General features: G+C 65.5%; 10 protein-coding genes. 3 read left to right on the top strand and 7 right to left on the bottom strand.

Annotated elements, in window-relative coordinates:
• Positions 1–897 (top strand): alpha/beta hydrolase, encoded by an 897-nt coding sequence (locus LC062_RS11605; RefSeq protein ID WP_224911237.1) that lies wholly within the window; start codon positions 1–3, stop codon positions 895–897.
• A 141-nt stretch (positions 898–1,038) separates the two neighbouring features.
• Complete coding sequence (locus LC062_RS11600; protein ID WP_224911186.1) at positions 1,039–1,353, top strand: MAPEG family protein; 315 nt, start codon at positions 1,039–1,041, stop codon at positions 1,351–1,353.
• 58 nt (positions 1,354–1,411) lie between these two features.
• Here the strand turns inward: LC062_RS11600 and LC062_RS11595 are convergent, their stop codons facing one another.
• From LC062_RS11595 to LC062_RS11565, 7 genes are all read right to left on the bottom strand, one after another.
• Positions 1,412–2,425 (bottom strand): TIM44-like domain-containing protein, encoded by a 1,014-nt coding sequence (locus LC062_RS11595; RefSeq protein WP_224911185.1) that lies wholly within the window; start codon positions 2,423–2,425, stop codon positions 1,412–1,414.
• Between the two features lie 156 nt (positions 2,426–2,581).
• Positions 2,582–3,064, bottom strand: coding sequence for a nucleotidyltransferase domain-containing protein (locus tag LC062_RS11590; RefSeq protein ID WP_224911184.1), 483 nt, complete (start codon positions 3,062–3,064; stop codon positions 2,582–2,584).
• A 246-nt stretch (positions 3,065–3,310) separates the two neighbouring features.
• Complete coding sequence (locus LC062_RS11585) at positions 3,311–6,913, bottom strand: hydantoinase B/oxoprolinase family protein (RefSeq protein ID WP_224911183.1); 3,603 nt, start codon at positions 6,911–6,913, stop codon at positions 3,311–3,313.
• A 196-nt stretch (positions 6,914–7,109) separates the two neighbouring features.
• Positions 7,110–8,423, bottom strand: coding sequence for a TRAP transporter large permease (locus LC062_RS11580; protein WP_224911182.1), 1,314 nt, complete (start codon positions 8,421–8,423; stop codon positions 7,110–7,112).
• A gap of 6 nt (positions 8,424–8,429) precedes the next feature.
• Positions 8,430–8,963, bottom strand: coding sequence for a TRAP transporter small permease (locus LC062_RS11575; protein ID WP_224911181.1), 534 nt, complete (start codon positions 8,961–8,963; stop codon positions 8,430–8,432).
• A 72-nt stretch (positions 8,964–9,035) separates the two neighbouring features.
• Positions 9,036–10,031, bottom strand: coding sequence for a TRAP transporter substrate-binding protein (locus tag LC062_RS11570; RefSeq protein WP_224911180.1), 996 nt, complete (start codon positions 10,029–10,031; stop codon positions 9,036–9,038).
• Between the two features lie 73 nt (positions 10,032–10,104).
• Positions 10,105–11,364: an NAD(P)/FAD-dependent oxidoreductase gene (locus LC062_RS11565; RefSeq protein WP_224911179.1), complete on the bottom strand. Its 1,260-nt coding sequence runs from the start codon at positions 11,362–11,364 to the stop codon at positions 10,105–10,107.
• Between the two features lie 340 nt (positions 11,365–11,704).
• Between LC062_RS11565 and LC062_RS11560 the strand changes: the two genes are divergently transcribed.
• Positions 11,705–12,247 carry a winged helix DNA-binding protein gene (locus LC062_RS11560; RefSeq protein WP_224911178.1) on the top strand — a complete coding sequence of 181 codons (543 nt, stop codon included), beginning with the start codon at positions 11,705–11,707 and terminating at the stop codon, positions 12,245–12,247.
• Positions 12,248–12,254 lie beyond the last annotated feature (7 nt).

Genomic DNA, 12,254 nt, shown 5'->3' with positions numbered 1-12,254 from the left:
ATGCTGTCCCTTCGCCGTCTTGCCATCGGGCTTGCCGCTCTTGTTGTCGCGGCCACCGCCATGGAGGCGGAGGCCGGCTACCGGCTGGCGCCGTTCAAGGACAGCCTGTTCGACTACCCCGGGCTTTTGTCCGGGCGGCCCGAGGATCCGTTCGTCATTGTCGACTATGACAAGCGCCGGGACATTCACCGCCGCGACAAGGTGTGGGAGCGGCAGGTGCACGGAGAATATGTCTCCATGCGACCGCGCAGCTCCCAGGAAGACCTGACGCTGAAGGCCAATGGCCGCGAGGTCACCTACATGCGCGTGGGCCGGCCGCGTGGTGCCAAGGCGATCGTGATCTACATTCACGGGCAGGGCGGCAATCGGTTCCAGGGCATGAATGACGTCAGTTTCGGCGGAAATTTCAACCGCATCAAGAACCTGATGGTGAGGAACAATGGGCTCTACCTGACCCTCGACGTCAAGAACTTCAAGGACCGGGGCGCCGCCGATGTCACCGCCTTGATCCGTCACTATTCGGCGGCCTCGCCGAGCGCGCCGGTGTTCGTCGCTTGCGGTTCCATGGGCGGCGCGCTGTGCTGGCGGCTGGCCAAGAGCCCGGAGGTGGCGGGCAAGATGGGCGGGATGCTGCTGCTCGGGTCGACCTATGACGAAAGCTTCCTCCGTAGCGCGACCTTTCGCGGTGGCCGGCTGCCGATCTATTTCGGCCATGGCAGCTGGGACAAGGTCTATGATTGGAAGACCCAGGCTCGCTACTACGAGCAGCTCAAGGCGCGGGCGCCCGCCTATCCGGCGAAATTCGTGCTGTTCGAGACCGGAACCCACGGCACGCCGATCCGCATGACCGACTGGCGGCTCATTCTCAACTGGATGCTTGCCGCAACCGGCAGATAGGCATCGCCCCCCCGGTCCGCGCTCCGGCGACAGGGGCGGGGGAAGCCGCAAGCAACCGGGAGCCAGGAAAATGGTCGGAGTCACTTCCCTTTATGCCGCGCTGTTCGCAGTGTTTTTTCTGGTCCTGAGCGCTCGTGTGGCGTGTGCCCGGCAAAGACTCTGACAGCCCTGGGGGATGGCGGCGATCCGGTTCTGTTGCGGCGCATCCGGGTTCAGGGAAACTGTGTCGAAGATGGGTCCACTGGCGTTACTGCTGATGGGGCTGGCAGAGCTTCAGGGCGCGCCGGGCCTGCTTGTCCATGCGCTGGCACGATGCTGCTTGGCGGGCGGCTCCTGCACGCCTACGGGCTCTCTCAGGTCGATGAACTGAACCGGTTCAGGGGCTGCGGAATGACCCTGACATTCTTCTCCATCGGCTTCAGCGCCCTGACGCTGGTGTGGCTGGCCTTCGGCTGACACAAAAACCGCCCCGGGCGGGGCGGTTTCCGATGTCGTTGTGAAAGGCCCGAGAAGCCTACTCGGTGCCTTGAATGGCCGCGAGCATCCATTCGTCGCCCTTCCGGCGGCGGAAGGTCCACAGTTCGGTGCTTTCCTGGGGTTCGTCCAGGCTGCCTGAAAGAACCTGGCCCGAGTTGCGGTCGAGGACGGCGTCTCGGGCGGAGAAGCGCATGGCGACCGTCGCATAGTCGTCATTGCCCTCGCTCCAGGCTTCCGACAGGTCGCCCTGCAGGAGCTTCACGTCCGAGACGCTGTTGCGCTTGCCGGCGGAGGCGAGTTCGCCCAGCTCCTCGGCGAGGAAGGACATGGCTTCGGGTGTCGCCAGACGGCGCAGCGCGGCGTAGTCCTCGCGGCCGTAGGCTTCCTGCACCTCGCCAAGCATCTGTTCGAAACGGTCGAAGTCGGCTCCTTCCGGCTCGAACGGCGTTTCCATGACCGGAGCCTGAAACGAGGCGGTGGCGCTGGCGCTATCGCCGCCGTTGCCGCCGAAGCTGAACGGCGTGCGTGTCGTGTCTGCGGCGTTGCCGCCGAAATCCGGACGGGCTCCGCCGGCCGCCACGGCCGCCGGCTGCTGGCGCCGGGCACCGAAGAAGCGCATCGCCAGGACGACGAGGAAGCCGATCAGGGCCACCTGCAGGATCAGGCCGATGAAGCCGGCAAAGCCGCCGAGGCCACCGCCGAAGAGCATGCCGAGCAGACCGCCCATCAGCAGGCCGCCAAGAAGGGCGCCACCCATGCCGCCGAAAAGGCCGCGCGAGGGCTGCGCAGCCTGCTGCTGCCGGGCGGCGGCGCCGGGTGCTGCCTGCTGACCCTGTGCGGGCTGCGGCGTCATCGTGCGCTGTACAGGCGAGGCGGTGCCGGGGGCGGTGTTCGTCGGGGCGGGCGCGGAGAAGGTGCGGGCGCCGCGGCTGCCGAAGCCGCTGCTGCCGGCCCGCCGGGCTTCGGCAAAATCGACGGCGGCAAAAAGAGCGGCGATTCCAAGGGCAACAACGGCTGTCGTCTTGCGCATCCGGCGGGCGGCAGCTTGCATCAGGGATTTCCTCCACGAGGTTCAAGTCGAGAACAACGTGCGTCATATGGGAGGGCGCCCGGCGCATTACCAGCGCAAAGGAAGCTTCTTTCCCCTTGTTTGCGCAAGAAAAGGGGCGGCGCTGGCCGGCGCCGGCTGCATGGAATGTGAGGTGCATCACGCTGGGACGATGGAGGCAGGGTCGCGCCATCGCTCTGGAGCGAGGCGTAGGCGTGCCGCGCGATAGCCGGCAAGGTTCTCTGCGGTGGCGACGGAAAACCCGTGACCCGCGAAAACGAGCGGCCTGGCCAGTGGGGCGGACCAGCGATACGGCGTGTCGCCCCAGAAAAGCGTTTGGCAGGGCCTTTCGGCATCAGGTGTGGCGAGCAGCAGCTCTACAAGACATCCCTTGAATGTAAAGGCGCGTTTATGATGGAAGCGCTTGGCGGCGATGGGCTGTGCCTCGGGTAGGGCCCGGACCAGCACCCGTTCCAGAGAAGAGAAGTTGGCGGCCTCAAAAAGCAGGTCGATGTCGCTGTGTGGCCCGGGCGCCCGGAGTTCGCGTGCCTCCTCGGCCCATCCGCCAAAGAGGTGGCAGTTGAGACCGGCTTGCTCAAGCGCATCGGTCACCTGAATAAGCAGGAAAAGACTCGATGTCATGGCCGACCTCGCGGAATTGGGGCATGTGACAGGAAAGCGCGGACAGCTCGCTCCTCGAAGGAGTCTTCAAAGCCAGCCCTTGCGATGACTATAGGGAGAGCGGGCGTCTGGCTGCAACGTCATCGACCAATGGGGCTCGTTTGCGTTCCGGCGCCAAAGACGCTGAAGGCGGCGAGGGCTTTCGCCGTCGCCGCCTTCGCGTCATGTGTTTATCCGCCTGTTGGCGGGGCGAGGGCGTTTCTGCCCTTATGCCTTGCCCCAGCCGCCGGCGGTCGGGGTGATGACGGTGACCGCCTCGCCCGCCTTCAGAACGGTCTGGTCGCAGCCGGCCAGTTCCTCGACCGTGCCGTCGAGACGACGGACGAGGGTCTTGCCGAGCTGGCCGTCCTCGCCGCCTTCCATGCCCTTCGGCGGCAGGGTGCGGTGGGAGGAGAGGATCGCGCAATCCATTTCCTCAAGGAAGCGGATGGTGCGCTTGGTGCCGTTGCCGGCCGACCATTTGCCCTTGCCGCCCGAGCCCTCGCGGATGTGGAAGTCCTCCAGGAGCACCGGATAGCGGAACTCCAGCACCTCCGGATCGGTCAGGCGCGAGTTGGTCATGTGCACGTGGACACCATCGGTTCCGTTGAAACCCGGACCGGCCGGCGAGCCGGAGCACAGGGTCTCATAGTACTGGTAGGTGTCGTTGCCGAAGGTCAGGTTGTTCATCGACCCCTGGCTGTTGGCCATGGCCTTCAGCGCGCCGAACAGGGCGTTGGTGACATGCTGGCTGGTTTCCACGTTGCCGGCGACGACGGCGGCCGGATAGGTCGGCTTCAGCATGCAGCCATCGGGGATGATGATGTGGATCGGCCGCAGGCAGCCGGCGTTCATCGGGATGTCGCCATCGACCATGACGCGGAAGCAATAGAGCACCGCCGCGCGGGTCACCGGTTCCGGCGCGTTGAAGTTGTTCGGCTTCACCTCGCTGGTGCCGGTGAAGTCGACGGTCGCTTCGCGGTTCTCCCGGTCGACGGTGATCTTCACCTTGATCACCGACCCCTGGTCGGTCGGGTACTCGAAGGTGGAATCGGTCAGCGCCTCGATCACCCGGCGCACGCTTTCCTCGGCGTTGTCCTGCACATGGCCCATGTAGGCCTGCACCACGTCGAGGCCGAAATGCGCCACCATCTTGCGCAGTTCCTTGACGCCCTTCTCGTTGGCGGCGATCTGCGCCTTCAGGTCGGCGACATTCTGGGTGACGTTGCGCACCGGCCAGGGGTGGTCGGTCAGGAGCTCGATCAGTTCCGGCTCGCGGAAATGCCCCTTGTCGACCAGCTTGAAGTTGTCGATCAGCACACCTTCCTCGTCGACGCTGGTGGCGCGCGGGGTCATGGAGCCCGGAGCCGAACCGCCGACATCGGCATGGTGACCGCGCGAGGCGGACCAGAACAGGATCTCCTTGCCCGCATCGTCGAACACCGGGGTGACCACGGTGATGTCGGGAAGGTGAGTGCCGCCATTGTAAGGCGCGTTGAGGGCGAAGACGTCGCCCGGCGCGATCTTGCCCGCGTTCAGCTTGATCACGGTCTCGACCGACCGGTCCATGGAGCCCAGATGCACCGGCATGTGCGGGGCATTGGCAACGAGGGCGCCGGAGGCGTCGAACACGGCGCAGGAGAAGTCGAGCCGCTCCTTGACGTTGACCGAATAGGCGGTGTTCTGCAGCGTCACGCCCATCTGCTCGGCGATGGACATGAACAGGTTGTTGAACACCTCCAGCATCACCGGATCGGCCTTGGTGCCGATGGCGGCGGCGCGGTCGAGGGCAACCACCCGGCGCAGCACCACATGGTCCTTGGCGGTAACCTCCGCCTGCCAGCCCGGCTCCACGACGATGGTCTGGTGCGGTTCGACGATCAGCGCCGGCCCCATCAGCTTGTGGCCCGGCTTCAGGCCGGCGCGGGCGTAGAAGGCAGCATTGTGCCATTCGCCATCGGCAAAGACCGACCCGGTGTCGGTGGGGGCGGGCGTCTCGGTGGACAGCGGCCGGTCGGTCTCGGCGATGCCGGAACCGCCGCCGATGGATTCCACTTCCAGCGCCTCCACGACAATCGGCTTGTCCTCATAGACGAAGCCGAACTGAGCGCGGTGGGCGTCGGCGAAGGCGTCGGTCATGGCGGCGATGTCATCGCGGGCATAGGCGACGGCAATCGGCGTGTCCGTGCCGTCGTAGCGCAGGAGCGCACGCGGCAGGTCGCGGATCTCGGCCTCCGGCACACCCTGGCCGGCCACCTCGGAGCGGGTTTCGGCAGTGAGCCGGTCGGCGAGCGCCGCAAGATCGGCAAGGGCGGAGGGCTCCAGCCGCTTGACCACCGCCTGCTGGCGGGTGGAGCGGATGTCGGCAAGGCCCATGCCATAGGCGGAGAGAATGCCGGACAGCGGATGCACGACCACGGTGGTCATGCCGAGGCTGTCGGCGACCGAGCAGGCGTGCTGCCCGCCGGCGCCGCCGAAGCAGGTCAGGGCGTATTCGGTGACGTCATAGCCGCGCTGCACCGAGATCTTCTTGATGGCGTTGGCCATGTTCTCGACGGCGATCTTGAGGAAGCCCTCGGCAACTTCTGCTGCGGTGCGGCCATCGCCGATCTCGGCGGCCATCGCCTCGAACCGGGCCGCGACCGCGTCCCGGTCGAGCGGCTCGTCGCGGCCGGGACCGAAGATCTTGGGGAAGAAGTCCGGGCGCAGCTTGCCGACCATGACATTGGCGTCGGTGACGGCGAGCGGGCCGCCGCGCCGGTAGCAGGCCGGGCCCGGATTGGCGCCGGCGCTGTCCGGACCGACCTGGAAGCGGCCGTCGCGATAATGCAGGATCGAGCCGCCGCCGGCGGCGACCGTGTGGATCATCATCATCGGCGCGCGCATGCGCACACCGGCGACCTCGGTCTCGAAGGCGCGTTCGTATTCGCCGTTGAAATGGGAGACGTCGGTGGAGGTGCCGCCCATGTCGAAGCCGATCATGGCGTCGAAACCGGCCATCTTCGAGGTTTCGACCGCGCCGACGACGCCGCCGGCCGGACCGGAGAGGATGGCATCCTTGCCCTGGAACAGATCGGCGGCGGTGAGACCGCCGGAGGACTGCATGAACATCAGCCGGCAGCCGGTGCCCTCGAGCTGCAATTCGCCGGCGACCTGCTCCACGTAGCGGCGCAGGATCGGCGACAGATAGGCATCGACCACGGTGGTGTCGCCGCGCCCGACCAGCTTCATCAGCGGCGAGACCTCGTGGCTGACGGACACCTGCGGGAAGCCGACGCGGCGGGCGACCTCGGCCACCTGGCTTTCATGGGCCGGGAAGGCATAGGCGTGCATGAAGACGATGGCGACCGAGCGGATACCGCTGTCATAGGCGGCCTTCAGGTCCTTTTCGACAGCGGCCAGATCCGGCGTTGCCTCGATGGTGCCATCGGCACGCACACGCTCGTCCACCTCGACGACGCGCTCATAAAGGAGTTCCGGCTTGATGATCTCCTTGGCGAAGATCTCGGGCCGGGCCTGATAGCCGATCTCCAGCGCGTCGCGGAACCCCTTGGTGGTGACCAGCAGGGTGCGGTCGCCCTTGCGCTCCAGAAGGGCGTTGGTGGCAACAGTGGTGCCCATCTTGACGGCGGCGATCTGCTCGGCCGGGATGCGTTCGTCCTGGCTGAGCCCCATCAGGTCGCGGATGCCCTGGATGGCGGCATCGCGGTAGGCTTCGGGGTTTTCGGAGAGCACCTTGTGCGCCTTGATGGCGCCTTCGGGATCGCGGGCGACGATGTCGGTGAAGGTGCCGCCACGGTCGATCCAGAAATCCCACTTGCCCGTCGTCATGATGCGTCTCCCGGAATTGTTGTGTCGTGTGACCGGCGCGAGAATGCCGCCGGCCGAAGCTGGTGCTTGATATCAATAATTTATCGACAAAATGTCAATGTCAAACTTGGTAGGTTGGCGACCGGGGCGTTTCCCCGCTGAGGGGGCGCCCCGGTCAAGGCGCTGAAGTTGCGCCGGTTTTCGGCAAGAAGGCGGATTATCCGGCGGGACCGGTCCGCATGTTTTCCGGCAGCCAGGTGGCGAGATCGGGGACCGCGATCAGCACGAACACCATCAGCACCATGATCGCGAACATCGGCAGCGCCGCCTTGGAGATGTAGCTCATCTCGTGCCGGGTCATCCCCTGGAGCACGAACAGGTTGAAGCCGATCGGCGGGGTGATCTGCGCCATCTCGACGACGACGACGATGAAGATGCCGAACCAGATCAGGTCGATGCCGGCGGCGCGCACCATCGGCTCGACCACCGCCATGGTCAGCACCACGGAGGAGATGCCATCGAGGAAACAGCCGATGACGATGTAAAACACCAGCAGCGCCATCAGCAGTTCGAACCGGCTGAGCTCAAGATGGGCGATCCATTCGGCGAGCGCGCGCGGCAGGCCGGTGAAGCCCATCGACAGCGACAGGAAGGCGGCGCCGGCCAGAATCAGCGCGATCATCGCCGAGGTGCGGGTGGCGCCCATCAGGCTCTCGGTGAAGGTGCGCCAGCTCAGCGAGCCCTGGGCGGCGGCGAGCACCAGCGAACCGATCACGCCGATGGCCGAGGCTTCGGTCGCCGTGGCGATGCCGGTGTACATGGAGCCGATCACGGCGGTGATCAGCAGGAGAACGGGGATCAGGAAGCGGGCGTTCCAGAGCTTTTCGCCGAAGGTCATGGGCGGCTCGGGGGTCGGATTGTAGCTGTCCGACAGGCGGGCATGGATTGCCGCATAGCCCATGAACATCAACGCCAGCACCAGACCGGGCAGGATGCCGGCCATGAACAGCTTGGAGATGGATTCGTTGATGGTCACCCCGTAGACGATCAGGGTGAGCGAGGGCGGGATCATCAGCCCCAGGGTCGCCGCGCCGGCCAGGGTGCCGATCACCATGTGTTCGGGGTAGTTGCGCTTGCGCAGCTCGGGCACCGACATCTTGCCGACGGTGGTCAGCGTCGCCGCCGAGGAGCCGGAGACGGCGGCGAACACGGTGCAGCCGACGATGTTGGTATGAAGAAGCCCGCCGGGCAGCCGGGCCATGAAGGGGGACAGCCCCTTGAACATGTCTTCCGACAGGCGGGTGCGGAACAGGATCTCGCCCATCCAGATGAACATCGGCAGGGCGGTGAGCGTCCAGGAGGAGGAGGCAGACCAGATCGTCGTGATCATGGTGTCGCCGGCCGGGCGCGAGGTGAAGAGCTCCATGCCGACGAAGGCGACGCCAAGCAGGGCGAGGCCGACCCAGACACCGGTGCCGAGCAGCAGGAAGAGAATGAACAGGAAGATCGCGATGAGCTGGAATTCCTCCATGCGGGGTCAGTCTCCGTGGCTCTGTTCGACGAGGTCGGGTTTGATGCGGTGGTTGCCGCTGATCAGCACATGCAGCAGATGGTCGGTGAGGGCGATGGCGAAGATGCCGGCGCCGATCACCATGGCCATCTGCGGGATCCACAAGGGGGTGGCGTCCTGCCCCTGGCTGATGTCCTTGAACTTCCACGACCAGTAGGCGGCGCGGCCCGCGTACCAGGCGAAATACCAGGCGAGCGCCGTGCCGATGCCGAAACACCAGGTCTCCAGCAGCCGGCGCGGCAGGCCCTCAAGCATGTTGAGCACCAGGCTGACGCGGATATGCGAGCCGTGGTTGAGCGCATGGGCGAAGGCGAAGAACGAGGCCGCCGCCATGCAATAGCCGGCGTAATCGGGCGCGCCGGGGAACACTTCGCCAGTCCAGCGGGCCAGCATCTGCACCACGATCAGCGCCAGGATGGCCACCAGAAAGATGGCGGCGACAACGCCGCTTGCAAAATACAGTTTGTCGAGCCCCGACCGCAAAAGCCGTGGTGCCGTCATCGCCGATCCTCCGCGCCGGTTCGGGAAAAGGGGTGCGGAAGGCCTGGAGGCCTCCCGCACCGGTGTTTTTTGTTACTGCATGCCCTTGTAGGCGTCGACGATGGCCTTGCCATCCTCGCCGGCGGCCTCCAGCCATTCGGTGGTCATGGTCTCGCCGATGATCTGCAGCTCGCCCGTCAGCTTCTCGCTTGGGCGCTGGACGGTCATGCCGTTCTCACGCAGGCCGTTGACGGTAAACTGGGTGTATTCCACCGCGCGCCAGGTGCCGGCGTATTCGGCCAGCTCGGCGCAGCCGCGAATGACATTGCGGTTGGCGTCGCTGAGCCCCTGCCAGACATCCTTGTTGACCATCACCGTGTTGCGCGGCAGCCAGGCGTCGACCTCGTAGAAATGGGTCAGGCTTTCCCAGACCTTGCGATCATAGCCGGTGGAGCCGGAGGTGATCATGGATTCGGCAACGCCGGTGGCGAAGGCCTGGGAGATTTCCGCCGCCTCGATGGTCACCGGCAGCATGCCGGTCAACTCGGCGATGCGGGCCGTTGCGTTGTTGTAGGAGCGGAACTTGGCGCCCTTCATGTCTTCGACGGAGTTGATTTCCTTCTTGAAGTACAGCCCCTGCGGCGGCCACGGCACGGAATAGAGCATGACCAGATTCTGCTCATCGAGGACCTTCTCCATGGTCGGCTTGGCCGCCTTCCACAGCTTGGCCGCATCGTCGAAGGAGGTGGCGAGGAAGGGAATCGAATCGATGCCGAAGATCGGATTCTCGTTCTGGTGAGCGGAGAGAAGACGCTCGCCGATCGGCGCCTGACCGGTCTGCACCGCGCGCTTGATGTCCGCGCCCTTGAACAGGGAGCCGGAGGGATGGGTGACGATTTCGATATCGCCGCCGGTACCGGTGGTGACGCATTTGGCGAATTCCGCCCCGGTCGCGGAATGGAAGTTGCTGGGGGAATAGGCCATCGGCATATCCCATTTCTCGCCCGCCAGCGCCGGAGCGGCGAGGCTCAGGGTGAAGGCGGCCAGCGAGGCAAGGCCGGTGGTGGTTTTCAGAAAGCGCGATGTCATGGTGTTCTCCTCCAGTTGGTGGTTCGCGTTTCGTGGTTGGTGAGGTTCCGTGTCCGGTCCGTTCCTTGCAGTTTTAACGGGCATAACGGCCGGGCGCATAGGGGTGCATGTCGATATTGGGATTTCGTCCGGAGACGAGATCGGCGATCAGGCGCCCGGTGCGCGGGCCCCCGGTCAGGCCGACGTGATGGTGACCGAAGGCCATCAGCACATCCGGGTGGCGCGGAGACGGTCCGATCAGGGGGATGGAATCGGCCGGCGCGGGGCGGTGGCCCATCCATTTCGTTGTCGCGCGCCAGGTCAGTCCCGGCATGGCCTTGCGCAGCTCCGTTTCCAGAACGCGGAAGGGCGCTTCGCTGGGCGGGGCCGTCAGCCCACCAAATTCGACGATGCCGGCAAGGCGAATGCGCCCGTCCATCGGCGTGATCACGAATTTTCCCGAAGCGATCATGCAAGGGGCGATGGGGTAGGCGCTCGGCTCCTCCAGCTCCAGATGATAGCCCCGCTCGCTTTCCAGCGGCACATTGACGCCGAGACGGCGGGCGAGGTCCCTGGACCAGACCCCGCCGGCCAGCACCGCCCTTGCACAGGGCAGCGGTCCCCGGTCCGTCTCCAGCGCCGAAAGCCGGCCATCCTCGAAGCGGAAATCGCGAACGTCGGCGCGGTGGATCTTGCCGCCCAGGGTTTCGAAATGGGCGGCCAGATCCTTCACATAGCGGCCGGGGTCGCGGATGTGGCCGTGATCGGGAAGGCGGACGGCGAAGCTGTTCCGGGGGCCAAGCAGCGGATCGTACCGGTTGAGCGTCTCGGCCTCCAGCTCTTCCCACCCGAACCCCGAGGTGCGGCGGAGATCCCAGGCGAAGGCATCGGCGCGGAAGGCCGCGCGGTCCTTGTAGACATAAAGATAGTCGGAAGGGCGCAGCCATTTCTCTGCCGGGGTGCCGCCGGCAAGCGCCTGGTGCTGCTCCAGACTGTCACCGATGATCGGCGTGAGCGCGGCGGCGATCCGCCGGGTTTCCTCAGGGCGGCAATGCGCAAGATAACGGGCCAGCCAGGGCAGGAGCTTCGGCAGGTAGGACCAGCGCAGGAACAGCGGGCTCGACGGGTTGGCGAGCATGCCGGGGGCCTTGCGCATCAGCCCGGGAACGGTCACCGGGACAACGGCGCAGGAGGCAAGCACACCACCATTTCCATGGGAGGTGGCTTCGCCGGGCGGCAGGCGGTCGACCAGAATCACATCGTGACCGTCGCGGGCCAGCCAGACGGCCGCCGACACGCCGACGATGCCAGCCCCGATCACCGCGATCGTATTGTCGTTCCGTTCTCCCTGCACGCACCCCTCCCAAGGCGATAGGCCGGCAGTTTCCGTTGGTGGCTTCTGTAAGTCAATGATTTATCGATAAAATATCGGCATGTCGCGTGGGTTGATTTTGGTTTGAAGAAACTACTTTTGGTAGGTGTCCGTTGTCGGTTCACGGGAGGGACGTGCTTTTTCGGTTCGTCGATCCCGGGTTACGCTGACGCTTGGCTGGGCTTACGCCTGGAGGGGGCTTTGTCGCTTGTCAGCACCTGGTGCGTTCCAGAAAGGCGCCTGCTGCACCTGCGCATGTTGCTCTTGCCGGCGCTCCCGGCGTAGCTTGGATCACATGGTTCACGTTCAGGACGAGTTGCATATGAGCGATACATCCGGCCCCGCCGGGGAAACCCGTGGCGGCATCGGACCGGTGGTGTCCGCCGCGCATCTGGCATCCGGCGCCATGCCGGCGTTGTCGGAGGTCGAATTCGCGGTGACGATGATGGTCAACGCCTATCACCGCTGGATGGTGCGCTGCATGGCGGCGGCGGGCAGTGCGGGCATGAGCCCGCTGGATACCCTGGTGCTGCACACGGTGAACCATCGCGACCGGCCGAAATCGCTGGCCGATATCTGCCTGGTCCTCAACATCGAGGACACGCATGTGGTCACCTATGCCCTGAAGAAGCTGGAGAAATCCGGGCTGATCGTTACCGGCAAACGGGGCAAGGAGAAGATGGTGGAGATCACCGCGGCGGGCGAGGCGATCTGTCTTGAGTACCGCCGTTTGCGCGAGGCGCTGCTGGTCGGTCCGGTGAAGGCGCTGGGCATGGACGAACAGGAGCTGTCGCGCCTGGCGGCCACCCTGCGCTCGGTGTCCGGTCACTACGATCAGGCTGCGCGGGCGGCGGCGGCGATGTAGCAGGGCG

Source organism: Stappia indica (assembly GCF_020177335.1).
Classification (GTDB): Bacteria; Pseudomonadota; Alphaproteobacteria; order Rhizobiales; family Stappiaceae; genus Stappia; species Stappia indica_B.
This window is presented reverse-complemented; position numbering and strand designations above follow the sequence as displayed.

Bases quoted from the DNA above. Each gene is read 5' to 3' on its own strand.
- LC062_RS11560 (WP_224911178.1), top strand. From the start codon at position 11,705: ATGAGCGATACATCCGGCCCCGCCGGGGAAACCCGTGGCGGCATCGGA.
- LC062_RS11575 (WP_224911181.1), bottom strand. From the start codon at position 8,963: ATGACGGCACCACGGCTTTTGCGGTCGGGGCTCGACAAACTGTATTTT.
- LC062_RS11580 (WP_224911182.1), bottom strand. From the start codon at position 8,423: ATGGAGGAATTCCAGCTCATCGCGATCTTCCTGTTCATTCTCTTCCTG.
- LC062_RS11570 (WP_224911180.1), bottom strand. From the start codon at position 10,031: ATGACATCGCGCTTTCTGAAAACCACCACCGGCCTTGCCTCGCTGGCC.
- LC062_RS11590 (WP_224911184.1), bottom strand. From the start codon at position 3,064: ATGACATCGAGTCTTTTCCTGCTTATTCAGGTGACCGATGCGCTTGAG.
- LC062_RS11595 (WP_224911185.1), bottom strand. From the start codon at position 2,425: ATGCAAGCTGCCGCCCGCCGGATGCGCAAGACGACAGCCGTTGTTGCC.
- LC062_RS11585 (WP_224911183.1), bottom strand. From the start codon at position 6,913: ATGACGACGGGCAAGTGGGATTTCTGGATCGACCGTGGCGGCACCTTC.
- LC062_RS11605 (WP_224911237.1), top strand. From the start codon at position 1: ATGCTGTCCCTTCGCCGTCTTGCCATCGGGCTTGCCGCTCTTGTTGTC.